Annotated in this window: 25 protein-coding genes and 2 tRNA genes; 5 read left to right on the top strand and 22 right to left on the bottom strand. The window is 51.1% G+C overall.

Features of this window, described 5'->3' with window-relative positions; all coding sequences use genetic code 11:
• Window positions 1–217: 217 nt before the first annotated feature.
• From rpsO to FEK43_RS19895, 7 genes are all read right to left on the bottom strand, one after another.
• Window positions 218–487, bottom strand: coding sequence for a 30S ribosomal protein S15 (rpsO, locus tag FEK43_RS19925; protein WP_000059470.1), 270 nt, complete (start codon window positions 485–487; stop codon window positions 218–220).
• A gap of 148 nt (window positions 488–635) precedes the next feature.
• On the bottom strand, window positions 636–1,580 hold the full coding sequence (gene truB / locus FEK43_RS19920; protein ID WP_130204602.1) for a tRNA pseudouridine(55) synthase TruB: 945 nt from the start codon (window positions 1,578–1,580) through the stop codon (window positions 636–638).
• Window positions 1,580–1,981 carry a 30S ribosome-binding factor RbfA gene (gene rbfA, locus FEK43_RS19915; RefSeq protein ID WP_001040205.1) on the bottom strand — a complete coding sequence of 134 codons (402 nt, stop codon included), beginning with the start codon at window positions 1,979–1,981 and terminating at the stop codon, window positions 1,580–1,582. Before rbfA ends, truB begins: the two co-directional genes overlap by 1 nt.
• 163 nt (window positions 1,982–2,144) lie before the next feature.
• The gene (infB, locus tag FEK43_RS19910) at window positions 2,145–4,817 is read right to left on the bottom strand and encodes a translation initiation factor IF-2 (protein ID WP_130204600.1); all 2,673 of its coding nucleotides are present in this window, start codon (window positions 4,815–4,817) and stop codon (window positions 2,145–2,147) included.
• A gap of 24 nt (window positions 4,818–4,841) precedes the next feature.
• On the bottom strand, window positions 4,842–6,329 hold the full coding sequence (nusA, locus tag FEK43_RS19905) for a transcription termination factor NusA (protein WP_130204598.1): 1,488 nt from the start codon (window positions 6,327–6,329) through the stop codon (window positions 4,842–4,844).
• Between the two features lie 27 nt (window positions 6,330–6,356).
• Window positions 6,357–6,809 (bottom strand): ribosome maturation factor RimP, encoded by a 453-nt coding sequence (rimP, locus tag FEK43_RS19900; protein WP_001300397.1) that lies wholly within the window; start codon window positions 6,807–6,809, stop codon window positions 6,357–6,359.
• A gap of 206 nt (window positions 6,810–7,015) precedes the next feature.
• Window positions 7,016–7,092, bottom strand: a tRNA-Met gene (locus FEK43_RS19895).
• 347 nt (window positions 7,093–7,439) lie between these two features.
• Here FEK43_RS19895 and argG point away from each other — a divergent pair.
• The gene (gene argG / locus FEK43_RS19890; RefSeq protein WP_135407965.1) at window positions 7,440–8,783 is read left to right on the top strand and encodes an argininosuccinate synthase; all 1,344 of its coding nucleotides are present in this window, start codon (window positions 7,440–7,442) and stop codon (window positions 8,781–8,783) included.
• Window positions 8,784–9,058: 275 nt separating this feature from the next.
• On the opposite strand, the gene FEK43_RS19885 is transcribed toward argG, so the two are convergent.
• The 6 genes from FEK43_RS19885 to rlmE all read right to left on the bottom strand — a co-directional run bounded on the left by FEK43_RS19885 (window position 9,059) and on the right by rlmE (window position 14,651).
• Window positions 9,059–9,145, bottom strand: a tRNA-Leu gene (locus tag FEK43_RS19885).
• 14 nt (window positions 9,146–9,159) lie between these two features.
• On the bottom strand, window positions 9,160–9,492 hold the full coding sequence (secG, locus tag FEK43_RS19880; RefSeq protein WP_001295556.1) for a preprotein translocase subunit SecG: 333 nt from the start codon (window positions 9,490–9,492) through the stop codon (window positions 9,160–9,162).
• 227 nt (window positions 9,493–9,719) lie between these two features.
• Window positions 9,720–11,057, bottom strand: coding sequence for a phosphoglucosamine mutase (gene glmM, locus FEK43_RS19875; RefSeq protein ID WP_000071137.1), 1,338 nt, complete (start codon window positions 11,055–11,057; stop codon window positions 9,720–9,722).
• On the bottom strand, window positions 11,050–11,898 hold the full coding sequence (gene folP / locus FEK43_RS19870; protein WP_115204343.1) for a dihydropteroate synthase: 849 nt from the start codon (window positions 11,896–11,898) through the stop codon (window positions 11,050–11,052). The genes glmM and folP overlap by 8 nt, the downstream gene beginning before the upstream one ends.
• Before the next feature lie 89 nt (window positions 11,899–11,987).
• Window positions 11,988–13,922 carry an ATP-dependent zinc metalloprotease FtsH gene (gene ftsH / locus FEK43_RS19865; protein ID WP_064529531.1) on the bottom strand — a complete coding sequence of 645 codons (1,935 nt, stop codon included), beginning with the start codon at window positions 13,920–13,922 and terminating at the stop codon, window positions 11,988–11,990.
• A 99-nt stretch (window positions 13,923–14,021) separates the two neighbouring features.
• Window positions 14,022–14,651, bottom strand: a complete 630-nt coding sequence (gene rlmE / locus FEK43_RS19860; RefSeq protein WP_000145975.1) for a 23S rRNA (uridine(2552)-2'-O)-methyltransferase RlmE — start codon at window positions 14,649–14,651, stop codon at window positions 14,022–14,024.
• A 125-nt stretch (window positions 14,652–14,776) separates the two neighbouring features.
• On the opposite strand from rlmE, the gene yhbY reads away from it, so the two are divergent.
• On the top strand, window positions 14,777–15,070 hold the full coding sequence (yhbY, locus tag FEK43_RS19855; protein WP_001054420.1) for a ribosome assembly RNA-binding protein YhbY: 294 nt from the start codon (window positions 14,777–14,779) through the stop codon (window positions 15,068–15,070).
• 155 nt (window positions 15,071–15,225) lie between these two features.
• Here the strand turns inward: yhbY and greA are convergent, their stop codons facing one another.
• Window positions 15,226–15,702 carry a transcription elongation factor GreA gene (greA, locus tag FEK43_RS19850; RefSeq protein WP_064529530.1) on the bottom strand — a complete coding sequence of 159 codons (477 nt, stop codon included), beginning with the start codon at window positions 15,700–15,702 and terminating at the stop codon, window positions 15,226–15,228.
• A 247-nt stretch (window positions 15,703–15,949) separates the two neighbouring features.
• On the opposite strand from greA, the gene dacB reads away from it, so the two are divergent.
• The gene (gene dacB, locus FEK43_RS19845; RefSeq protein ID WP_130204590.1) at window positions 15,950–17,383 is read left to right on the top strand and encodes a serine-type D-Ala-D-Ala carboxypeptidase; all 1,434 of its coding nucleotides are present in this window, start codon (window positions 15,950–15,952) and stop codon (window positions 17,381–17,383) included.
• Between the two features lie 185 nt (window positions 17,384–17,568).
• Here the strand turns inward: dacB and cgtA are convergent, their stop codons facing one another.
• The 4 genes from cgtA to rplU form a co-directional block, all read right to left on the bottom strand.
• A complete protein-coding gene (gene cgtA / locus FEK43_RS19840; protein WP_000673561.1) occupies window positions 17,569–18,741 on the bottom strand; it encodes an Obg family GTPase CgtA in 1,173 nt (390 codons plus the stop codon).
• A 15-nt stretch (window positions 18,742–18,756) separates the two neighbouring features.
• A complete protein-coding gene (locus tag FEK43_RS19835) occupies window positions 18,757–19,722 on the bottom strand; it encodes a DMT family transporter (protein WP_000813037.1) in 966 nt (321 codons plus the stop codon).
• 125 nt (window positions 19,723–19,847) lie between these two features.
• Window positions 19,848–20,105, bottom strand: a complete 258-nt coding sequence (rpmA, locus tag FEK43_RS19830) for a 50S ribosomal protein L27 (RefSeq protein WP_000940595.1) — start codon at window positions 20,103–20,105, stop codon at window positions 19,848–19,850.
• Window positions 20,106–20,125: 20 nt separating this feature from the next.
• Complete coding sequence (rplU, locus tag FEK43_RS19825) at window positions 20,126–20,437, bottom strand: 50S ribosomal protein L21 (protein ID WP_000271401.1); 312 nt, start codon at window positions 20,435–20,437, stop codon at window positions 20,126–20,128.
• 258 nt (window positions 20,438–20,695) lie between these two features.
• Between rplU and ispB the strand changes: the two genes are divergently transcribed.
• Window positions 20,696–21,667 (top strand): octaprenyl diphosphate synthase, encoded by a 972-nt coding sequence (ispB, locus tag FEK43_RS19820; protein ID WP_130204586.1) that lies wholly within the window; start codon window positions 20,696–20,698, stop codon window positions 21,665–21,667.
• Window positions 21,668–21,892: 225 nt separating this feature from the next.
• The gene (gene sfsB, locus FEK43_RS19815; RefSeq protein ID WP_064529526.1) at window positions 21,893–22,171 is read left to right on the top strand and encodes a DNA-binding transcriptional regulator SfsB; all 279 of its coding nucleotides are present in this window, start codon (window positions 21,893–21,895) and stop codon (window positions 22,169–22,171) included.
• A gap of 47 nt (window positions 22,172–22,218) precedes the next feature.
• Here sfsB and murA read toward each other — a convergent pair whose 3' ends face one another.
• From murA to mlaC, 4 genes are all read right to left on the bottom strand, one after another.
• Window positions 22,219–23,478, bottom strand: coding sequence for a UDP-N-acetylglucosamine 1-carboxyvinyltransferase (gene murA / locus FEK43_RS19810; RefSeq protein ID WP_130204584.1), 1,260 nt, complete (start codon window positions 23,476–23,478; stop codon window positions 22,219–22,221).
• 54 nt (window positions 23,479–23,532) lie between these two features.
• Window positions 23,533–23,787 (bottom strand): BolA family iron metabolism protein IbaG, encoded by a 255-nt coding sequence (gene ibaG, locus FEK43_RS19805; protein ID WP_010379217.1) that lies wholly within the window; start codon window positions 23,785–23,787, stop codon window positions 23,533–23,535.
• A gap of 159 nt (window positions 23,788–23,946) precedes the next feature.
• On the bottom strand, window positions 23,947–24,240 hold the full coding sequence (gene mlaB, locus FEK43_RS19800) for a lipid asymmetry maintenance protein MlaB (protein ID WP_130204582.1): 294 nt from the start codon (window positions 24,238–24,240) through the stop codon (window positions 23,947–23,949).
• Window positions 24,240–24,875 carry a phospholipid-binding protein MlaC gene (mlaC, locus tag FEK43_RS19795; RefSeq protein WP_130204580.1) on the bottom strand — a complete coding sequence of 212 codons (636 nt, stop codon included), beginning with the start codon at window positions 24,873–24,875 and terminating at the stop codon, window positions 24,240–24,242. The genes mlaB and mlaC overlap by 1 nt, the downstream gene beginning before the upstream one ends.
• Window positions 24,876–24,889 lie beyond the last annotated feature (14 nt).

The following is a 24,889-nucleotide window of genomic DNA, read 5'->3' as shown; positions in this document are numbered from 1 at the left end:
TACCTTACGGTACTGGTGTTAATACCCGATCTTCTGCGCATCCTCGCGACTAATGACAACCCTAACCCAGCCAAATGTGGGTAAAGCCTCTCATTAGCCGCGCGAACCTCTGCAACGGAAGATCATTCATAGCAACAATACATTAGTTTCCAGTGAATTGCTGCCGTCAGTTTGAAAAAAGGGGCCACTCAGGCCCCTTTTCTGAAACTCGCAAGAATTAGCGACGCAGACCCAGGCGCTCGATGAGCTGGGTGTAACGTGCTACGTCTTTACGTTTCAGGTAGTCGAGCAGTTTACGACGCTGAGAAACCATGCGCAGCAGACCACGACGGCTGTGGTGATCTTTTTTGTGCTCTGCAAAGTGGCCCTGCAGGTGGTTGATCTGTGCAGTCAGCAGTGCTACCTGAACTTCAGTAGAACCGGTGTCGTTTTCACCACGACCAAACTCAGAAACGATTTTAGCTGTTGCTTCAGTACTTAGAGACATTTTAAAACTCCAAAGTATATAGAATGAAAGGACGCCGATCTCTAATTCAGCGATCCCAGTGTACGTTACGCAAAGTGTTAAACATTTTACGCGACGTTAAGCGGCAGTATTCTACTCGTAGCGACCTGTTATCGCAAGACGGTTAACATTACGCCGGATATTCAACCACCAGGCGACGAGGCGCTACGCGGCCTTCATCGTCAATTTCACCCATACCGATAAACTTGCCATTCTCACCTTCTGTAACACGAACCAGTCCTTCCAGCGGCGCACCAGATGTACGAACTGGGTTACCATTTTTGAAGTAAACAGAAGACGTTAACGGAAGATTCACCACCGGATAGTCCGAAGCTGGACTGTCCATTGGCATCAGTAATGGATCAAGTAACTCCGCAGCCGGAATATCCTGCTGTTCAGCTTGCTCAACAAGTTCACGCAGGTGCTCCAGGGTCACCATCCGTTCAACCGGATATTTACTTACCGCCAGACGGCGCAGGTAAATAACATGCGCGCCACAGCCGAGTTTTTCCCCCAGGTCGTCAACGATAGTGCGGATATAAGTGCCTTTTGAGCAGTGAATTTCCAGCTCCAGCTCATTGCCTTCATGGCGAATAAACAGCAATTCATAAACGGTAATCGGGCGCGCTTCACGCGGAACTTCAATGCCCTGACGCGCGTATTCGTACAGTTTTTTGCCCTGATATTTCAGTGCTGAATACATCGAAGGGATCTGTTCGATATCGCCGCGGAAAGTATCCAGCGCCGCCGCCAGTTGCTCTGCACTAAAGGTTACCGGACGTTCTTCAACGATTTGTCCATCGGCGTCGGAAGTATCGGTACGCTGTCCAAGACGCGCAATCACCCGATAGCGTTTGTCGGAGTCCAGCAGATACTGGGAAAACTTCGTCGCTTCCCCGAGGCAAATCGGCAACATGCCAGTTGCCAGCGGGTCCAGCGCGCCGGTGTGTCCGGCACGGTTGGCGTTATATATACGTTTCACTTTTTGCAGCGCATCGTTGCTGGACATACCCTGCGGTTTATCCAGCAACAAAACGCCGTTAATGTCGCGACCGCGACGACGAGGACGACTCATTAGTCCTCCTTGCTGTCGTCCGGGTTAACACGACGCTCTTCGTCATGTTTGACCACGCTGGTCACCAGGTTTGACATACGCATCCCTTCAACCAGTGAGTTGTCGTAGAAGAAGGTCAGTTCCGGCACGATACGCAGACGCATCGCTTTACCCAGCAGACTGCGGATGAAACCAGAAGCTTCCTGCAACGCTTTGATGCCCGCTTTAACCGCGTCTTCATCTTTGTCGTTGAGGAACGTCACATATACTTTGGCATACGCCAGGTCACGAGACATTTCGACACCGGAAACGGTGGTCATCATGCCCAGACGAGGATCTTTAATTTCACGCTGCAGGATGAGAGCGATCTCTTTTTGCATTTCCTGCGCTACGCGCTGCGGGCGACCAAATTCTTTCGCCATAATAAATTCTCCTGACAAAAAAGGGGCTGTTAGCCCCTTTTTAAAATTAATTTCAGGTGGAAGGGCTGTTCACGTAGGCCTGGTAAGACGCGCCAGCGTCGCATCAGGCAATCCATGCCGGATGCGGCGTAAACGCCTTACCCCGCATGGAACCCTAAAAACCTTAAGCGATGGTACGTTGGATCTCGATGATTTCGAATACTTCGATCACATCGCCAGTGCGGACGTCGTTGTAGTTCTTAACGCCGATACCACATTCCATACCGTTACGGACTTCGTTAACATCATCTTTGAAGCGGCGCAGGGACTCCAGCTCGCCTTCGTAGATAACCACGTTGTCGCGCAGGACGCGGATCGGGTTGTGACGTTTAACCACACCTTCGGTAACCATACAGCCTGCAATGGCACCAAATTTCGGCGATTTGAACACGTCACGAACTTCCGCCAGACCGATAATCTGCTGTTTCAGTTCAGGAGACAGCATACCGCTCATCGCCGCTTTCACTTCGTCGATCAGGTTATAAATGACGGAGTAGTAACGCAGATCCAGGCTTTCCGCTTCAATCACTTTACGTGCAGAGGCATCAGCACGAACGTTAAAGCCAACCAGGATGGCGTTGGACGCCGCAGCCAGGGTGGCGTCGGTTTCGGTGATACCACCTACACCAGAACCGATGATCTTCACTTTAACTTCGTCAGTAGACAGTTTCAGCAAGGAGTCGGAGATCGCTTCCACAGAACCCTGTACGTCTGCCTTCAGGACGATATTCACTTCGTGAACTTCGCCTTCGGTCATGTTGGCGAACATGTTCTCGAGTTTAGATTTCTGCTGACGAGCCAGTTTAACTTCGCGGAATTTGCCCTGACGGTACAGTGCAACTTCACGTGCTTTCTTCTCGTCACGTACAACGGTAACTTCATCACCCGCAGCCGGAACACCGGACAAGCCGAGGATTTCCACCGGGATAGACGGACCCGCTTCCAGCACTTCCTGACCCAGTTCGTTACGCATCGCACGAACACGACCGTATTCGAAGCCACACAGAACGATATCGCCCTTATGCAGAGTACCTTCGCGTACCAGTACAGTAGCAACCGGACCACGACCTTTATCGAGGAAGGATTCGATAACCGCACCGCTCGCCATCCCGTTACGTACGGCTTTCAGTTCCAGGACTTCAGCCTGCAGCAGGATAGCATCCAGCAGTTCATCAATACCGGTACCCGCTTTTGCAGATACGTGTACGAACTGGCTTTCGCCGCCCCACTCTTCTGGCAGGATGCCGTACTGAGAGAGTTCGTTCTTAACGCGATCCGGATCGGCTTCTGGTTTATCGATTTTGTTCACAGCAACCACTACCGGAACACCCGCCGCTTTCGCGTGCTGGATAGCTTCGATGGTCTGCGGCATTACGCCGTCGTCTGCAGCAACAACCAGGACTACGATGTCCGTTGCCTGCGCACCACGTGCACGCATTGAAGTAAACGCGGCGTGCCCCGGGGTGTCCAGGAAGGTGATCATGCCGTTTTCAGTTTCAACGTGGTATGCACCAATGTGCTGGGTAATGCCGCCCGCTTCGCCAGAGGCCACTTTCGTTGAACGAATGTAGTCCAGCAGAGAGGTTTTACCGTGGTCAACGTGACCCATGATGGTCACAACCGGCGCGCGCGGTTCAGCCGCAGCACCCGTGTCACGGTCGCTCATTACCGCCTCTTCCAGCTCGTTTTCACGACGCAGGATAACTTTGTGGCCCATCTCTTCAGCAACCAGCTGTGCGGTTTCCTGATCGATAACCTGGTTAATGGTTGCCATTGCGCCCAGTTTCATCATCGCTTTGATGACCTGAGAGCCTTTAACCGCCATCTTGTTAGCCAGTTCGCCAACGGTGATGGTTTCGCCAATCACTACATCACGGTTAACGGCCTGAGCAGGCTTCTGGAAGCCCTGCTGCAGCGAAGAACCTTTACGTTTTCCGCCTTTACCGCCACGTACCGCTGCACGCGCTTCTTCGCGATCAGCTTTTGATTCAGCGTGTTTGTTGCCTTTCTTCGGACGCGCTGCTTTCGCGTTACGACCACGGCCACGGCCGCCTTCGACTTCACGATCGCTTTCGTCTTCTGCCTGACGGGCATGTTGAGAGGTAGTAACGTGATAATCGCTGGAATCTTCAGTTGGTTCCGCGTTATCAGTCCATTTATTTTCTTCCGCCATACGACGTGCTTCTTCAGCAACGCGACGTGCTTCTTCTTCGAGTTTACGACGCGCTTCTTCTTCAGCTTTACGCTTGAGCTCTGCAGCTTCCTGCTCACGGCGGGCTTTTTCAGCCTGGGCGGTTTTAGTCATATCGTCTTGTTGATTGCTCACTTTGTCTTTTTCCGCAGCTTCACGTTTCGCTTGTTCAGCGGCTTCACGTTTAGCTTGTTCTGCGGCCTCACGTTCAGCTTTTTGTTGCGCCTCGCGTTTGGCCGATTCTTCTGCCTCACGACGGGCTTGCTCTTCCGCTTCACGCTGCGCTTGCTCTTCCGCCGCAAGGCGCTCGGCCTCTTGCGGGTCACGTTTCACAAAGGTGCGTTTCTTGCGGACTTCGATTTGTACCGATTTGCTTTTTCCACCGGTACCAGGAATGTTAAGGGTGCTGCGTGTTTTACGCTGCAGCGTTAATTTGTCCGGCCCTGAATTTTTCTGGTTCAGGTGGTCAATTAAAGCCTGTTTCTCTTGTGCGGACACAGAGTCGTCAGCAGACTTCCGGATACCTGCATCAGCAAATTGCTGTACCAGGCGTTCCACGGAGGTCTGTCGCTCTGCGGCCAGCGTTTTAATCGTTACATCTGTCATGCTGTTCCTTCCTGCTACAGTTTATTACGCTTCGTCACCGAACCAGCAAATATTACGGGCAGCCATAATCAGTGCTCCGGCTTTTTCGTCGGTCAACCCTTCGATATCAGCCAGATCATCAATGCCCTGTTCGGCGAGATCTTCCAGCGTACAAACGCCACGGGCGGCCAGTTTGAATGCCAAATCACGATCTATCCCTTCAAGGTTCAGCAGATCGTCAGCCGGTTTGTTATCACCGAGGCTTTCTTCCTGGGCCTGTGCAATGGTGGCCAGTGCATTTTTAGCACGCTCACGCAGTGCTTCAACGGTCGGCTCATCAAGGCCTTCGATTTCCAACAGCTCTTTCATCGGCACATAGGCCAGTTCTTCCAGCGTTGAGAAACCTTCTTCTACCAAGACAGTCGCGAAGTCTTCGTCAATGTCGAGATAACGGGTGAAGGTGTCAATCGCTGCATGCGCTTCCGCCTGATGCTTAGCCTGCAGGTCGTCAACGGTCATCACGTTGAGTTCCCAACCGCTCAGCTGCGAAGCCAGACGCACGTTCTGACCGTTACGGCCAATCGCCTGCGCCAGGTTACCGGCTTCAACGGCGATATCCATGGTGTGTTTATCTTCATCCACCACGATAGAAGCAACGTCTGCCGGTGCCATCGCATTAATCACGAACTGCGCCGGATTATCATCCCACAGAACGATATCGATACGCTCGCCGCCCAGTTCAGTAGAAACCGCCTGAACACGCGCGCCACGCATACCTACGCAAGCACCTACCGGATCGATACGTTTATCGTTGGTTTTCACCGCGATTTTCGCACGAGAACCCGGGTCGCGAGCCGCTGCTTTAATTTCAATCACTTCTTCGCCGATTTCTGGCACTTCAATGCGGAACAGTTCGATCAGCATTTCCGGCTTGGAACGGGTAACGAACAGTTGCGCGCCACGCGCTTCCGGGCGAACGGAATAAAGCACGCCACGAACGCGGTCGCCAGGGCGGAAGTTTTCACGCGGCAGCATATCTTCGCGCAGGATCACGGCTTCAGCGTTGTTGCCCAGATCCAGAGAGATGTTGTCGCGGTTTACTTTTTTCACCACGCCGGTGATGATTTCACCTTCGTGTTCACGGAACTGATCAACCACCATCGCACGTTCGGCTTCACGCACTTTCTGCACGATAACCTGTTTTGCCGTCTGGGTGGTGATACGGTCAAAGGTAACAGACTCAATCTGATCTTCAACGTAATCGCCCAGGTTCAGGCTTTCATCTTCATAACGTGCGGCTTCAAGAGTGATTTCCTTGGTCGGCTGGGTGACTTCATCAACAACTAACCAGCGACGGAAGGTGTCAAAATCACCGCTTTTGCGATCGATCTGCACGCGGACGTCGATCTCTTGTTCATATTTTTTCTTTGTTGCTGTCGCCAGCGCGCTTTCCAATGCTTCGAAAATCTTCTCGCGAGGTAGCGCCTTTTCATTGGATACGGCTTCAACTACAGCCAAAATTTCTTTGTTCATCGCGGGCTTTTCACCTCATCCAGACTATTAAAAGTGGGGAACCAGGTTCGCCTTCTGGATATTACTCAGCGCGAACACTTCATCTTTACCTTCGACGGTAACTGTGATCATTTCACCGTCTACCGCTTTGATAACGCCCTGCCATTTACGACGGTTTTGTACCGCCATACGGAGAACCAGAGTCACCTCTTCTCCGACAAAACGGGCGTAGTGTTCAGCCGTGAACAGTGGGCGATCGAGACCCGGTGAGGAGACTTCCAGGTTATAAGCAACGGTGATGGGATCTTCAACATCCAGCACAGCACTTACCTGGTGGCTCACATCAGCACAATCATCAACATTGATGCCATCTTCACTATCAATATAGATGCGCAGTGTGGATGTGCGACCGCGAATAAACTCGATGCCAACCAGCTCAAAACCCAGGGCCTCAACTGGCGCAGTAATCATCTCTGTTAATTTTTGCTCTAATGTGGACAAGCCCACCCCCAAGACATAAAAAAAGGGCCTAAAGCCCAGTTATTCTGTAGTCAGATAACAAAAAACCCCGATAAATCGGGGCTTTATATAACTGAACCCTATAACCGCAACTGCGGTCTGGAGCACTTTCCAGAAGGATTTTTTCAAATCCCACTACGAAGGCCAAAGTCTTCACAGTATATTTGAAAAAGAACTCTAAGGGAAAGTGGTTGCGGGGGCCGGATTTGAACCGACGACCTTCGGGTTATGAGCCCGACGAGCTACCAAGCTGCTCCACCCCGCGCCTGAAACGTGGCAAATTCTACTCGTTTTGGGTAAAAAATGCAAATACTGCTGGGATTTGGTGTACCGAGACGGGACGTAAAATCTGCGGGCATTATAGTGATCCGCGCCACATTTTGTCAACATTTATTGCTATTCACGTGAATGGATATCCAGTTCACTTTCATTTGTTGAATACTTTTGTCTTCTCCTGCTCTCCCTTAAGCGCATTATTTTACAAAAAACACACTAAACTCTTCCTGTCTCCGATAAAAGATGATTAAATGAAAACTCATTTATTTTGCATAAAAATTCAGTTAGAGCGGAAATACAGGCTCATCATCAGTTAATTAAGCAGGGTGTTATTTTATGACGACGATTCTCAAGCATCTCCCGGTAGGTCAACGTATTGGTATCGCTTTTTCTGGCGGTCTGGACACCAGTGCCGCACTGCTGTGGATGCGAAAAAAGGGAGCGGTTCCTTATGCATATACTGCAAACCTGGGCCAGCCAGACGAAGAGGATTATGATGCGATCCCTCGTCGTGCCATGGAATACGGCGCGGAGAACGCTCGTCTGATCGACTGCCGCAAGCAGTTGGTCGCCGAAGGTATTGCCGCTATTCAGTGTGGCGCTTTCCATAACACTACTGGCGGCCTGACCTATTTCAACACGACGCCGCTGGGCCGCGCCGTGACCGGCACCATGCTGGTTGCTGCCATGAAAGAAGATGGCGTGAATATCTGGGGTGACGGCAGCACCTATAAAGGAAACGATATCGAACGTTTCTATCGTTACGGTCTGCTGACCAATGCTGAACTGCAGATTTACAAACCGTGGCTTGATACTGACTTTATTGATGAACTGGGCGGCCGTCATGAAATGTCTGAATTTATGATTGCCTGCGGTTTCGACTACAAAATGTCTGTCGAAAAAGCCTACTCCACGGACTCCAACATGCTTGGTGCAACGCATGAAGCGAAGGATCTGGAATACCTCAACTCCAGCGTCAAAATCGTCAACCCGATTATGGGCGTGAAGTTCTGGGATGAGAGCGTGAAGATCCCGGCAGAAGAAGTCACAGTACGCTTTGAGCAAGGTCATCCAGTGGCGCTGAACGGTAAAACCTTTAGCGACGACGTAGAAATGATGCTGGAAGCTAACCGTATCGGCGGTCGTCACGGCCTGGGCATGAGCGACCAGATTGAAAACCGTATCATCGAAGCGAAAAGCCGTGGTATTTACGAGGCTCCGGGGATGGCACTGCTACATATCGCTTATGAACGTCTGTTGACCGGTATTCACAACGAAGACACCATTGAGCAGTATCATGCACATGGTCGTCAATTGGGCCGTCTGCTGTACCAGGGGCGTTGGTTTGATTCCCAGGCGCTGATGCTGCGTGACTCTCTGCAACGCTGGGTTGCCAGCCAGATAACAGGTGAAGTGACGCTGGAACTTCGCCGCGGGAACGACTACTCGATCCTTAATACCGTCTCTGACAACCTGACCTATAAAGCAGAGCGTTTGACCATGGAGAAAGGCGACTCTATGTTTACGGCTGAAGATCGTATTGGTCAACTGACCATGCGTAACCTGGATATTACCGATACCCGCGAGAAGCTGTTCGGTTATGCCAAAACTGGACTGCTCTCCTCCTCCGCCTCTTCGGGCGTGCCGCAGGTGGAGAATCAGGAAAATAAAGTTAAGTAATCTCAGAGCTTTCATGCTAAAGGCCGCCGATGCGGCCTTTTTTACGACCAATATAATGTGATCGCGCATAACGATTTAGATGTCTGTTCCAGCAAAGCTGGCCAATGTCATGAGTTGATTAATATCGCTTGTCGCATGCAAAACTGAAGCTGAACGAACTATTGCGCCGATTTGTTTGACGTTCGAAAGACTACGGAAATTGGTCAAGTTGATGACATTCAGGACGGGTCATTAAAACGAAAAAAGACGCTTTTCAGCGTCTCTTTTCTGGAATTTGGTACCGAGGACGGGACTTGAACCCGTAAGCCCTATTGGGCACTACCACCTCAAGGTAGCGTGTCTACCAATTCCACCACCTCGGCACGGATACTACTTTTTAGTTCGGGATATCGCTGGTCGGCTTAGCCGGAGCAGCTGGCTGAGTTTGTTCGGTTTTCGCCGGCGCACTCAGGTTTTCCCATTCGCTACCTTTATTGGTTTTGTTGCTGTTGATGTTACCCAGCACCAGACTGATGATGAAGAATAACGTTGCCAGCAGCGCCGTCATGCGGGTCATGAAGTTACCAGAACCACTTGAACCAAACAGCGTAGCGGAAGCGCCTGCTCCGAAGGAGGCTCCCATATCAGCGCCTTTACCTTGCTGCAGCATGATCAGACCTACAAGGCCAATTGCTACAATAAGGAAAACTACTAAAAGAGCTTCGTACATAATCAACCTGTTCCTTGCGGAGTTGCCGCGTACCAATGCTTCAACCAATAAAGCGGGAGTTTTTAATCTTTCCCACTGAAGCGGGTGTGAATACTAACCAAAGCGAATGACCTTCGCAAGGGCAATTTTATTGCATTGTATCAACTGCGGAAAAAAACAGCAAAACCGATGTACTAAAGAAGAACAAAGGCGACAATCGTCGCCTTTTTAGCCAGTTAGCTATCGAATCAAACCGCTTTTACCGCGTCAGCGATGCGATGCGCAAATTCGGTTACCTGCGCTTCGTCTTCACCTTCTACCATCACGCGAATTAACGGTTCGGTGCCGGATTTACGCAACAGCACACGTCCACGGCTACCCAGCGCTGCTTCAACTTCTGCGGTCACAGCTTTGACTGATTCATGCTCAAGCGGATCGCCGCTACCTGCGGTGTAACGCACGTTAACCAGAATCTGCGGGAACATTTTCATGCCGCTGCAAAGGTCGTGCAGGCTCATATGGTTACGCGCCATCGCCGCCAGGACCTGCAAACCTGCAACAATGCCATCACCGGTGGTGGTTTTATCCAGCAGGATCACATGACCGGAGTTCTCGGCACCGATGCGCCAGCCTTTCTCCTGCATTTTTTCCAGTACGTAGCGATCGCCCACTTTCGCACGAGCAAATGGAATACCTAACTGTTTCAGCGCCAGTTCCAGCCCCATGTTGCTCATCAATGTACCCACCGCGCCACCACGCAGCTGGCCCTGACGAAGACCTTCACGCGCGATGATATACATGATCTGATCGCCATCGACTTTATTACCTTCATGGTCAACCATAATCACGCGGTCGCCGTCACCGTCAAAGGCGATACCGAGATCTGCTTTTTCAGCCAGTACGCGCGCCTGTAACGCACGAACATCAGTTGCGCCCACTTCGGCATTGATGTTTACGCCGTTCGGCTCACAACCGATAGCGATAACATTCGCTCCCAGCTCGCGCAGCACGTTCGGCGCAATGTGATAAGTCGCGCCGTTGGCGCAATCCACCACAATTTTCAGTTCGCTCAAACTAAGTTCATTCGGGAACGTGGCTTTACAAAATTCGATATAGCGCCCCGCTGCGTCAACGATACGGCTGGCTTTACCCAGTTCTGCCGAATCAACGCAGCTAATCTCTTTTTCCATTTCAGCTTCAATGGCTTCTTCAACTGCATCCGGCAGCTTGGTGCCGTCAATAGAAAAGAATTTGATCCCGTTATCATAGAATGGGTTATGTGATGCAGAAATTACAATCCCAGCTTCGGCGCGGAAGGTACGCGTCAGATAAGCCACGGCCGGTGTTGGCATCGGGCCAGTGAAGAGTGCGGAAAGACCGGCAGCCGCCAGACCCGCCTCCAGCGCCGACTCCAGCATATAGCCAGAAATACGGGTGTCTTTACCGATAATAATCTTGCGGGAACCATGACGTGCCAGCACTTTACCCGCAGCCCACCCCAGCTTAAGCACAAAATCAGGCGTGATCGGCGCATCCCCAACACGACCACGAATCCCATCGGTACCGAAATATTTACGATTACTCATAGCGTTTGTTTTCCTTTGCAGACAGAGTGGCTTCCACCACTCGCATCGCTTCTACGGTTTCTTTGACGTCATGAACACGAATAATGTGCGCGCCTTGCATTGCGGCAATGACCGCACAGGCCAGACTACCGCTCAGGCGCTCGGACGGCCCCACGTTCAACAGCTGTCCAATCATCGATTTTCGTGACATACCCACCAACAGCGGCAGGTTGAAATGATGAAATTCAGCCAGACGCGCCAGTAATGCATAGTTGTGATGGAGATTTTTACCGAAACCGAATCCGGGGTCGAGCAACAATTTCTCTTTTGCGATACCAGCCTGTTCGCAGCGTGCTATTTGCTCAACAAAGTAGCGATTTACCTCGGCAAAGACATCGTCATACTTTGGTGCTTCCTGCATGGTCTTTGGGTTTCCCTGCATATGCATCAGGCAAACTGGCAAACCAGTTTCAGCAGCAGCTTCCAGGGCGCCGGGTTCGGAAAGGGAGCGGATATCATTAATGATGTGAGCGCCTGCTTTCGCTGACTCACGGATCACTTCCGGTTTGGATGTATCTACCGAGATCCAAACTTCAAATCGTTGCGCAATTGCCTCAACGACTGGAATAACACGCTGCAACTCTTCTTCAACGCTCACTTCCGCAGCCCCTGGACGTGTGGACTCGCCGCCAACGTCAATGATCGTTGCGCCAGCATTGATCATCAGATTCGCATGTTTCACCGCATCAATCAGCGAATTATGCGTGCCGCCATCGGAGAAAGAATCAGGCGTGACGTTGAGGATCCCCATTACGTGAGGATGGCTAAGGTCCAGTGAAGTGCCCTGGGCAAAGAGTTTCATGGTGTTATCCCTGGTATGAATTGATAAGAAAAAACCCCGGAGCACGCCCCGGGGTTTTCGGTACAAATACAGTCATCTGATGCGGGAACTTACTTGTCGCCTAACTGCTCTGACATGGTGTTACCCGGGTTCGGCGTACGCGGTTCATCAACCGGACGAGGAGCCTTTGGACTACCATTGTCGCCAGAATTGTTAGAAGCGCCTGGTTCTTCCCAGCCCGCTGGCGGGCGTACATCGCGACGTGCCATCAGGTCGTCAATCTGCGGTGCATCGATGGTTTCATATTTCATGAGCGCATCTTTCATTGCATGCAGAATATCCAGGTTGTCGTTCAACAACTGACGCGCACGATTGTAGTTACGCTCAATCAGTAACTTCACTTCCTGGTCGATGATACGCGCAGTTTCATCGGACATATGTTTCGCTTTCGCCACGCTACGACCGAGGAACACTTCACCCTCTTCTTCCGCGTACAGCAGCGGACCAAGTTTTTCGGAGAAGCCCCACTGAGTCACCATGTTACGTGCCAGGTTGGTCGCAACTTTAATATCGTTGGACGCACCGGTAGAAACATGTTCCGGCCCGTAGATGATCTCTTCTGCCAGACGACCACCGTAAAGCGTAGAAATCTGGCTTTCCAATTTCTGACGGCTGGCGCTGATTGCGTCGCCCTCAGGCAAGAAGAAAGTCACACCCAACGCACGTCCGCGCGGGATAATCGTCACTTTGTGCACCGGATCGTGTTCCGGCACCAGGCGACCGATAATCGCATGGCCTGCTTCGTGGTATGCAGTCGATTCTTTCTGCGCTTCCGTCATCACCATGGAGCGACGTTCCGCACCCATCATGATTTTGTCTTTCGCTTTTTCGAACTCAACCATCGACACAACGCGTTTGTTGCCACGAGCAGCGAACAGTGCCGCTTCGTTCACCAGGTTCGCCAGGTCAGCACCGGAGAAACCAGGAGTACCACGGGCAATGATTGCCGCGTCAATATCTGGTGCCAATGGTACGCGACGCATGTGAACTTTCAGGATCTGCTCACGACCGCGAACATCTGGCAAGCCAACCACAACCTGACGGTCGAAACGGCCAGGACGCAGCAGCGCCGGGTCCAGAACGTCCGGACGGTTAGTCGCGGCGATAACGATGATACCTTCGTTACCTTCGAAGCCATCCATCTCAACCAGCATCTGGTTCAGAGTCTGTTCACGTTCATCGTGACCACCGCCCAGACCTGCGCCACGTTGGCGGCCGACGGCGTCGATTTCATCGATAAAGATGATACACGGTGCCGCTTTCTTCGCCTGTTCGAACATGTCACGAACACGGGATGCACCCACACCGACGAACATTTCTACGAAGTCAGAACCGGAGATAGTAAAGAACGGAACTTTCGCTTCGCCTGCAATCGCTTTCGCCAGCAGCGTTTTACCGGTACCCGGAGGACCGACCATCAGGACGCCTTTCGGGATCTTACCGCCGAGTTTCTGGAAGCGGCTTGGCTCGCGCAGATACTCAACCAGTTCAGCAACTTCTTCTTTTGCTTCGTCGCAGCCCGCAACGTCAGCAAAGGTCGTTTTGATCTGATCTTCCGTCAGCATGCGCGCTTTGCTCTTACCGAACGACATGGCACCTTTACCACCGCCGCCCTGCATTTGACGCATGAAGAAGATCCAGACACCAATCAGCAACAGCATCGGGAACCAGGAGATGAAGATAGAAGCCAGCAGGCTTGGCTCTTCAGGCGGTTCACCGACAACCTTGACGTTCTTGGTCAGCAGGTTATCCAGTAACTTCGGATCCTGAACCGGAATGTAAGTGGTATAACGGTTACTATCTTTCTTGGTAACGTTGATTTCACGTCCGTTGATACGCGCTTCACGAACCTGGTCGTTATTGACCTCTTGTAGGAAGGTAGAGTAATCCACCTTACGTCCATTAGACTCGCTGGGCCCAAAGCTCTGGAATACTGACATCAGCACAACGGCAATGACCAGCCAGAGTATTAGGTTTTTCGCCATGTCACTCAAGGGATTAACCTCTTATTACAACTGTGTTAAAAACAGCGTCAGGATACTCTATATCCAGCAGCTTTCAAACTTTCGTCTGAAATCTCCCGGTTAGGGTTTACGCCCGGTCGCTACAATATACACTTCCCGCGAACGTGCACGAGAAGAGTCCGGCTTACGAACTTTGACCTTCGTAAACAGGGAGCGAATTTCCCTTAGATACTCATCGAAACCTTCGCCCTGGAACACCTTCACTACAAAACTGCCACCTGGCGCTAATACATCACGACACATTTCTAGCGCCAGTTCCACCAGATACATGGCACGGGGGATATCCACCGCCGGTGTTCCGCTCATGTTTGGTGCCATATCGGACATGACAACCTGGACTTTGCTGTCGCCTACGCGCTCCAGCAGTGCTTTCATCACCAGTTCATCACGAAAATCGCCCTGAAGAAAGTCCACACCAACGATAGGATCCATAGGTAAAAGATCACAAGCGATGATACGGCCTTTGCCGCCAATTTGGGTGACCACATATTGTGACCAACCACCTGGCGCAGCACCAAGGTCGACAACCGTCATTCCCGGTTTAAAGAGTTTGTCACTTTGCTGTATTTCATCAAGTTTAAACCAGGCACGGGAACGTAACCCCTTTTTCTGTGCCTGTTGAACATATTTATCGCTAAAGTGTTCCTGAAGCCAGCGACTGGAGCTGGCAGAACGCTTCTTACCTGTCATTTAACTTTCCCATTGGGATACTCATCGTAACCAATTGCGTAAATTTTTACGCGCCTATTTGGCGATATATGGGAGATGGCGGTAGAATGACCCGTTTTCAATCCCAACGTAAGCAAAAAAATACGATGAATCTGAGTACTAAACAAAAACAGCACCTGAAAGGTCTGGCACATCCGCTCAAGCCAGTTGTTCTGCTTGGCAGTAATGGTTTGACCGAAGGGGTGCTGGCCGAGATTGAACAAGCGTTAGAGCACCATGAACTCATCAAGGTGAAAATCGCCACTGAAGATCGCGAAACTAAAACCTTGATCGTGGAAGCTATCGTGCGCGAAACCGGCGCCTGTAATGTACAGGTCATCGGTAAAACGCTGGTGCTTTATCGTCCAACTAAAGAACGTAAAATCTCGCTGCCACGCTAAGATTATCCTAAAGTTACACACATTTGCTGTGTAAAACGAGGGATTTTCCGCAAACAGGAGAGCAAAATGCCACGCTCTGTTCGTTGATAAAAGGCCGCATAGCGGCCTTTTTCCTTTCTTTACAATACATCAACATTTTGAGTATTGGGTAATTCTTACAGGTATTCCACCTTAATTACTTCAAATTCTACATCGCCGCCCGGCGTTTTGATGACCACTACATCATCTTCTTCTTTGCCAATCAGTCCACGAGCGATAGGCGAGTTTACAGAAATCAGGTTCTGTTTAAAGTCAGCTTCGTCATCGCCTACGATGCGATAGGTCTGTTCTTCATCAGAATCCAGATTCAAAACCGTCACGGTAGCGCCAAAAATCACGCGACCATTGTTTGGCATTTTGGTGACATCAATTACCTGCGCGTTCGACAGCTTGGCTTCGATATCTTTGATACGGCCTTCGCAAAAACCCTGCTGCTCACGCGCAGCGTGGTATTCGGCGTTCTCTTTCAGGTCGCCATGCTCACGCGCTTCCGCGATAGCAGCAATGATTTCAGGACGACGCACAGATTTCAGAAAATCCAGCTCTTCGCGTAATTTTTCAGCGCCGCGTAAGGTCATCGGAATAGCTTGCATTTGTTATACCTCTTGAATATTCCTGATGGGGAGAGTCTCCACTCGCCCCGGCTGTTCGGCATGCCCGGCACAACTCCTCGTCGGGGCCAGAAGCAAAAAAATACCGACCCGGGAACAGGTCCCAGGCCAGCAATAATTCACATTTTGATAGTCATTTTACCCTGAAGTTCCCGAAGGGTCATCGTTTACTTTATAGGGCGTTGCGCCGTAGTATGACGGCTCGATTCCAGGTTGTTAGCGCGAGATTATGCGATTTTCCAGATTTATCATCGGATTGACCAGCTGTATAGCGTTCAGTGTTCAGGCCGCGAATGTTGATGAGTACATTACTCAACTCCCCGCTGGCGCCAACCTTGCCCTGATGGTGCAAAAAGTCGGCGCGTCTGCCCCCGCTATTGATTACCATAGTCAGCAAATGGCGCTGCCCGCCAGTACGCAGAAGGTGATCACTGCGCTGGCGGCGTTGATTCAACTTGGCCCCGATTTTCGTTTCACCACTACACTTGAAACCAAAGGCAATGTGGAGAACGGCGTACTCAAGGGTGACTTAGTGGCGCGATTTGGTGCCGATCCGACGCTAAAACGTCAGGATATTCGTAATATGGTGGCGACCCTGAAAAAATCAGGCGTCTCCCAAATCGATGGCAATGTGTTCATAGACACGTCCATTTTTGCCAGTCACGATAAAGCCCCCGGCTGGCCCTGGAACGATATGACACAATGCTTTAGCGCACCGCCTGCCGCCGCCATTGTTGACCGCAATTGCTTTTCCGTCTCGCTCTACAGTGCCCAAAAACCCGGTGATATGGCCTTTGTTCGCGTGGCCTCTTATTACCCTGTGACTATGTTCAGCCAGGTACGCACTCTCCCCCGAGGTTCAGCCGAAGCGCAATATTGCGAGCTGGATGTAGTGCCAGGCGACCTTAACCGCTTTACGTTAACCGGATGCCTACCACAACGTTCAGAGCCGCTACCGTTGGCTTTTGCCGTACAGGATGGCGCCAGCTACGCCGGAGCGATTCTAAAAGATGAGTTAAAACAGGCAGGCATTACCTATTCCGGCACGCTACTGCGACAAACGCAGGTTAACGACCCAGGAACGGTGGTTGCCAGTAAACAGTCGGCCCCTTTGCACGATCTGCTTAAGATTATGCTGAAAAAGTCCGACAACATGATCGCCGATACCGTCTTTCGCATGATTGGTCATGCGCGCTTTAATGTCCCGGGGACATGGCGTGCCGGGTCGGACGCCGTGCGTCAGATCCTGCGTAAGCAGGCGGGTGTGGATATTGGCAACACGATTATTGCAGATGGTTCGGGGCTTTCACGGCATAACCTGATTGCACCAGCCACCATGATGCAGGTGCTGCAATACATTGCCCAACACGACAATGAGCTTAACTTTATCTCAATGCTACCTTTAGCAGGCTACGATGGTTCGTTGCAGTACCGTGCAGGTCTGCATCAAGCGGGCGTAGATGGTAAAGTTTCAGCGAAAACAGGTTCGTTGCAGGGCGTGTATAACCTGGCAGGATTCATCACCACAGCAAGTGGGCAACGAATGGCGTTCGTACAATATCTTTCTGGTTATGCAGTAGAACCCGCGGATCAGCGTAATCGCCGTATTCCGTTGGTACGTTTTGAAAGCCGCTTGTATAAAGATATTTACCAGAACAATTAGTCAAAAAGAAACCCCGGCACATGGCCGGGGTTTCAGATTATTGACAAAGTGCGCTTTGTTTATGCCGGATGCGCCGTGAACGCCTTGCTCGCCCTACAAAATCGTGCAAATTCAATATATTGCAATCATCTTGTAGGCCTGATAAGTGTAGCGCATCAGGCTTATTTGGCATTGGTCATCAGTGATTAACGCTTGTAAATGAACTCAACGCCTTCTTCGTCGTCTTCGTCCCAGTCGTCATCCCAGTCTTCATCATCCTCTTCAGCAATCTCTTCAAGCTGCTGACGGTGATAATCATCCCACATGAATTCGACTTTCTCAGGCTGTTTTGCTTCTTCTGCCTGCACGACCGGGTTTTCAATGATAAAGGTCATCACATCCCAGCAGAGATCTTTCACGCCCAGTCCGCTCGCCGCAGAGATCAGATAATATTTATCTTCCCAGCCCAGCGCCTCAGCGATCGCTTTCGCTTTCTCTTCAGCTTCTGCTTTATCCAGCAGGTCGATCTTGTTGAAGACTAACCAGCGTGGTTTCGCCGCCAGATCCTGGCTGTATTTTTCCAGCTCGCTGATAATAATACGCGCGTTTTCAACTGGATCGGTGCCGTCAATCGGATCGATATCGATGAGGTGCAACAGGACGCGGCAACGTTCCAGGTGCTTCAGGAAGCGAATGCCCAGACCTGCGCCTTCCGCAGCGCCTTCAATCAACCCCGGGATATCAGCAACAACGAAGCTCTTCTCGTTGTCCATACGTACCACGCCCAGGCTTGGTACCAGAGTGGTAAACGGATAGTCCGCTACTTTCGGTTTAGCCGCCGAGACAGCGCGGATAAATGTCGATTTACCGGCATTTGGCATCCCCAGCATACCGACATCAGCCAGCAGCATCAGCTCCAGCAGCAGCTCGCGCTTATCGCCCGGCGTACCGTTGGTTTTCTGCCGTGGTGTACGGTTAACGGACGATTTGAAACGGGTATTGCCCAGACCGTGCCAGCCGCCCTTGGCAACCAGCAGACGCTGACCGTGTTTGGTCATATCGCCCATGGTTTCACCGGTACCCTGGTCGATTACACGCGTACCTACCGGCACTTTAATCGTCACGTCTTTACCGCGCTTACCGGTACAATCGCGGCTTGCGCCGTTCTGACCGCGCTCTGCACGGAAAGATTTTTCAAAACGATAATCGATAAGCGTGTTCAGGTTCTCGTCGGCTTCCATCCATACGTCACCACCGTCACCGCCGTCGCCGCCATCCGGGCCGCCTTTCGGAATATATTTTTCGCGGCGGAAGCTCACGCAACCATTACCGCCATCACCTGCAACGACCAGAATCGATGCTTCATCAACAAACTTCATTTTATTCTCCGTAAATCATTCGCCTGCGCGGGGTTGCGATACCACCGTTGTATGCTTACGTAATCCGCCCCAAATACGATGACCAATGGCGGAATACATCGCGCCCGCAACCACGACAAACGCACCGAGATAACCTAAAAGGTTTAACATCGGTCTGGCGAAGAAATCGGGCCAGGCCAGTGATAAAAGATCTGAAAAAAACAGCGTAAACAGTGGGGTGAGCGTGATGATCGCGCTCACCTGCGCTGCCTGCCAGCGAGCCATCGCTTCCGCCAGGGCGCCATATCCTACCAAGGTATTCAGTCCGCAAAAAATTAAACATGCGAGCTGCCAGTGGCTAAGCTGCGCTATCACCCCTGGCTTTGCCAGAGGGAAGAGCGCAATTGTACATAAAGTGTACAGTAAAAACAGGATCTGCGGTGAGGCCAGCCGACGCAATAAAACCTTTTGCGCCACGCCATAACTCACCCAAACCGTCGCCGCACCGACCCCAAAGATAACTCCCCAGGTATAATCGGTGAGCTTTGTAAATATCTCGACCAGACTGGTATTAAAAAACATCACCAAGCCGCTCAGGAGCATCAATGCCCCTACAACCTGAGTGCTGCGCATTTTCTCTTTCAGGATAAATACGCTGGCAACCATCATGCCAACTGGCGAGAGTTGCCCAATCACCTGCGAAGCGGTCGGACTCAGGTATTGCAAAGATGAGCTGAACAGGATGAAGTTCCCAAACAGCCCAGCGGTCGCCACTGCCAACAAAATCAACCAGCGTGGCTTACGAAACACGCGTAATGGCGGCAACCTCTTCTTCACAGCAAGAATGGCACCAAGGCCAATACTCGCCATCAAGAAACGGTAAAACACGATTGTCGGAGGTTCCATCACCTCCAGCACCTGCTTCATTGCGATTGGCAACGCACCCCAGCAAATTGCGGTAGTGAGCGCCAAAAGAATACCAATGCCTGCCTGCTGCTTCATACCGTATTCCCTGCAAAGCGCATTTGCGGATTAACGCCGCACCATGCGCATTTTACCGGTTATCGAATGTAAAAAGCCCCGCAACGTGTTGCGGGGCTTTCATCCGTTACCGGGACGCGAAAAACTTATTCAGCTTCGATGCTGATAAATTTACGGTTTTTCGGGCCTTTAACTTCGAATTTCACTTTACCGTCTGCTTTAGCAAACAGAGTGTGGTCACGACCGCAACCTACGTTAGCGCCAGCGTGGAATTTGGTACCACGTTGACGAACGATGATGCTACCCGCCAGAACGGATTCGCCACCGAAACGCTTAACGCCCAGGCGTTTAGCTTCTGAATCGCGACCGTTACGTGTGGAGCCGCCAGCCTTTTTATGTGCCATTTGAAATCTCTCCTCAGGTCTTAGGCGCTGATGCCAGTAATTTTCACATCAGTGAACCACTGACGATGGCCCTGCTGCTTACGATAGTGTTTACGACGGCGAAACTTAACGATTTTAACTTTCTCGCCACGACCGTGAGCAACAACTTCAGCTTTGATTACGCCGCCATCAACGAAAGGAACGCCGATTTTGACTTCTTCACCGTTTGCGATCATCAGCACTTCAGCGAACTCAACAGTTTCGCCAGTTGCGATGTCCAGCTTTTCCAGGCGAACGGTCTGACCTTCGCTTACTCGGTGTTGTTTACCACCACTTTGGAAAACCGCGTACATATAAAACTCCGCTTCCGCGCACACCTTTTCAATGATTCAGAGTGCGCTATAAATATTCACAATAGGGCGCGAATATTACGCAAAACGCACGCCTTTGACAAGTGCTACAGTCAATACACGAAGAAAAAAAACACAACTTGTACGGTAACGTTTATCTGTGCCATTTTTTCAGTACAATCACTCTATATTCCTAACCATAAACCCTAAGTTGCCTCTGTTCACAGTAAGGTAATCGGGGCGAAAAGCCCGGCTTTTGCGATGAATTTAGAAAAAATCAATGAGTTAACCGCGCAAGATATGGCGGGTGTTAATGCAGCAATTCTCGAGCAGCTTAATTCCGACGTCCAACTGATCAATCAGTTAGGCTATTACATCGTCAGCGGCGGCGGTAAACGTATTCGTCCGATGATTGCTGTACTGGCTGCACGAGCTGTTGGCTATGAGGGGAATGCACATGTCACCATTGCTGCCCTAATTGAGTTTATCCACACGGCGACCCTGCTACACGACGACGTTGTGGATGAATCAGATATGCGCCGAGGTAAAGCTACCGCCAACGCCGCTTTTGGTAACGCTGCCAGCGTGCTGGTAGGCGATTTTATTTATACCCGTGCGTTCCAGATGATGACCAGCCTCGGCTCGCTCAAAGTGCTGGAAGTGATGTCAGAGGCTGTAAACGTCATCGCGGAAGGTGAAGTTTTGCAACTGATGAACGTTAATGATCCGGACATCACCGAAGAGAACTACATGCGCGTTATTTACAGCAAAACCGCACGTCTGTTCGAGGCTGCGGCTCAGTGTTCCGGTATTCTGGCAGGCTGTACGCCGGAAGAGGAAAAAGGCCTGCAAGATTATGGTCGTTACCTCGGCACGGCTTTCCAGCTGATCGACGATTTGCTCGATTACAATGCCGATGGCGAACAGTTGGGCAAAAATGTCGGTGATGATCTGAACGAAGGTAAACCGACGCTGCCGCTGCTGCATGCGATGCATCATGGCACACCAGAACAGGCACAGATGATCCGTTCCGCCATCGAACAAGGGAACGGTCGACATCTTCTGGAACCGGTTCTGGAAGCAATGAACGCTTGCGGCTCTCTGGAATGGACACGTCAGCGTGCGGAAGAAGAAGCAGACAAAGCCATTGCTGCATTGCAAGTGTTGCCGGATACCCCATGGCGAGAGGCGTTAATCGGCCTCGCACACATCGCTGTTCAACGCGATCGTTAATCCCTTCCTGTTATCCCGCGTACTGCGCGGGATAGTTCTAATAAACTCCAAAAACCCTCAATCAATCGCAAAATTATCTGAAATACAGATAACTTATCTTAATATATTCTGAATATTCACACTCCTTACAGGAACTTTTTAGAACAATACGCCATCAGGAGTATAGTGGCGTTACCCGGAGTGCATGTTCTGAAAGTAAGCGACTAACTTAAGGAGTGAGGAAAGATGGAAAATAATTTTATTGACTGGCATCCCGCCGATATCATTGCGGGTTTGCGGAAAAGAGGAACGTCAATGGCGGCGGAATCTCGCAGAAATGGTTTGAGTTCCTCGACACTGGCGAATGCATTATCGCGTCCCTGGCCGAAAGGAGAGATGATTATTGCAAAAGCATTAGGAACTGATCCCTGGGTTATCTGGCCATCACGCTATCATGACCCGCTGACCCATGAGTTTATCGACAGATCGCAGTTGATGCGCAGCTACACCAAACCGCAAAAATGAGTAGCCTGGCGGTAGCCCCGCGAACGGGGCTGCCAGCTATCGGACGATTACTCGCCTTTCACACGCTCAATGTTAGCACCAAGCGCGCGAAGTTTGTCTTCAATGCGTTCGTAGCCACGATCGATGTGATAAATACGATCAACAACCGTAGTACCTTCTGCAATGCAGCCAGCCAGCACCAGACTTGCTGAAGCACGCAGATCGGTTGCCATTACCTGTGCGCCGGAAAGTTTTTCAACACCGTGACAAATAACGGTATTGCTTTCAATTTCGGCATGCGCGCCCATACGGCTCAGCTCAGGTACGTGCATAAAGCGGTTTTCAAAGACCGTTTCGGTGATGAATCCCGTTCCTTCTGCCACCAGGTTCAGCAGCGTGAACTGGGCCTGCATATCGGTCGGGAACGCCGGATGCGGCGCAGTACGTACGTTAACGGCCTTCGGACGTTTGCCGTGCATATCCAGGCTAATCCAGTCTTCGCCTACTTCGATGTCCGCCCCAGCGTCACGCAGTTTCGCCAGCACAGCGTCAAGGGTATCTGGCTGGGCGTTACGGCAGATGATTTTGCCGCGAGAGATCGCCGCCGCCACCAGGAAGGTGCCGGTTTCGATGCGGTCAGGAAGCACACGATAGACACCGCCCCCCAAGCGCTCCACACCTTCGATGACAATACGATCGGTACCCTGGCCGCTAATTTTCGCGCCCAGCGTAACCAGGAAGTTCGCGGTATCGACGATTTCCGGTTCACGTGCCGCGTTTTCAATAATCGTGGTGCCTTCCGCCAAGGTTGCAGCACACATAATGGTCACGGTTGCACCAACACTGACTTTATCCATCACGATGTGCGCGCCTTTCAGACGGCCATCGACGGAAGCTTTAACGTAACCTTCTTCCAGTTTGATGGTCGCGCCTAATTGCTCAAGGCCGGAAATATGTAAATCAACCGGACGAGCGCCAATCGTACAACCACCAGGCAAAGAAACCTGCCCCTGACCAAAACGAGCCACCAGCGGCCCAAGCGCCCAGATAGAGGCACGCATGGTTTTAACCAGATCGTAAGGCGCGCAGAAGACATTAACGTCACGGGCATCGATACGCACAGAACCATTACGTTCTACTTTGGCGCCAAGCTGGCTAAGCAGCTTCATTGATGTATCGACGTCTTTCAGTTTCGGGACGTTCTGGATCTCCACCGGTTCTTCCGCCAGCAGTGCAGCGAAAAGGATAGGCAGAGCAGCATTTTTAGCGCCGGAAATTGTGACTTCGCCCTGGAGCTTCGTTGGCCCCTGAACACGAAATTTATCCATTTAGTATGTTCTCAGTTAACAATTCATATCCGCTACCGGCGTATCGCCCATAGCTCAAAAGCCGTTCAGTTTGCGATCACGCGCCCACTCCGCAGGGGTATACGCTTTGATCGACACAGCATGAATGCGGTTATCCGCAATATATTCCATCAGCGGACCGTAAACCGTCTGCTGTTTTTTAACCCGGCTCATGCCATCAAACATCTCACCCACGGCAATAACCTGAAAGTGGCTGCCATCGCCGGAAACGTGGACTTCCTGGAGGGAAAGAGCGTTCATCAGCACGCTCTGAATTTCATTATTTTCCATGGGATCTTCATTCATCAGTTAATAAACCAGCGAAACATCTTAGAGCAAAGTTGCGCTGTCATAAATAAGCAAAAAGCCTTGCTGATTAATCAGACAAGGCTCGACTTACTGGTAGGTTTGCCGGACTGGCTGGTAACGCCTTATCCAGCCTGAAAAAAATTAACGAGGCAGAACATCAGACGGCAAATTATACAATTTTGCCAGGGTATACACCTTGTCGTTTACCCCCTGAAGCGTCACGCTGTTGCCTTGCTTTTTCGCCAGATCGATCAGATGGAGCAGCAACGCCAGTCCACCCGTATCAACGCGGGACACTCGACTAAGATCGATGCGGGTAATCCCCCTCACCGCTTCGTCACGCATTTCCCACAGCGGCAGCAGAACGTCCTGATCCAGCTCTCCGGTCAATACCAGGGTGTCACCCGTCTGCATCCAGCTCAGTGACTCGCTCATTATTTTTTCTCTTCCAGGGTGATTTTCTGTTGAGAAATAGACTTCAGTTGTGCGGTCAGACCATCGATGCCTTTCGTGCGCAGTAAAGTCCCCCACTCATTTTGTTTCGTGGTGATCATGCTGACGCCTTCGGCAATCATGTCATAAGCCTGCCACTTGCCAGTCTGAGAGTTTTTACGCCACTGGAAATCGAGACGTACCGGTGGACGGCCATTCGGGTCAATAATGGTGACTCGGATAGGCACAATGGTTTTATCACCCAACGGCTGTTCTGGCGCAATCTGATAGGTCTGACCGTGATACATCGCCAGCGCCTGACCGTAAGCCTGCTTCAGATACTCATGGAAAGCGGCAAAGTAGGCTTCACGCTGGGCTGGGGTCGCGCTTTTGTAGTACTGACCCAGTACCAGCGCACCGGCGTATTTTATCTGTACGTACGGTAGCAGTTCCTGATCGACGATGGTACGCAGGTAATCAGGATTAGCCCGAATTTGCGATTGTTCATTCTTCAGGCGATCGAACGTTTTCTGTGCCGCCTCGTCCATCAGCTTATACGGATTGGTCTGATCTGCCGCGGTTGCCGCACTCAGCGGTGCAATCATTAGCAAAGCGACCATCATTAAACGTTTAAACATGCGTCGGTTCTCCT

It is taken from the genome of Escherichia sp. E2562 (assembly GCF_005781075.1).
Classification (GTDB): Bacteria; Pseudomonadota; Gammaproteobacteria; order Enterobacterales; family Enterobacteriaceae; genus Escherichia.
The sequence above is the reverse complement of the archived record's forward strand: the minus strand, read 5'-3'. Positions and strand labels throughout refer to the sequence as shown.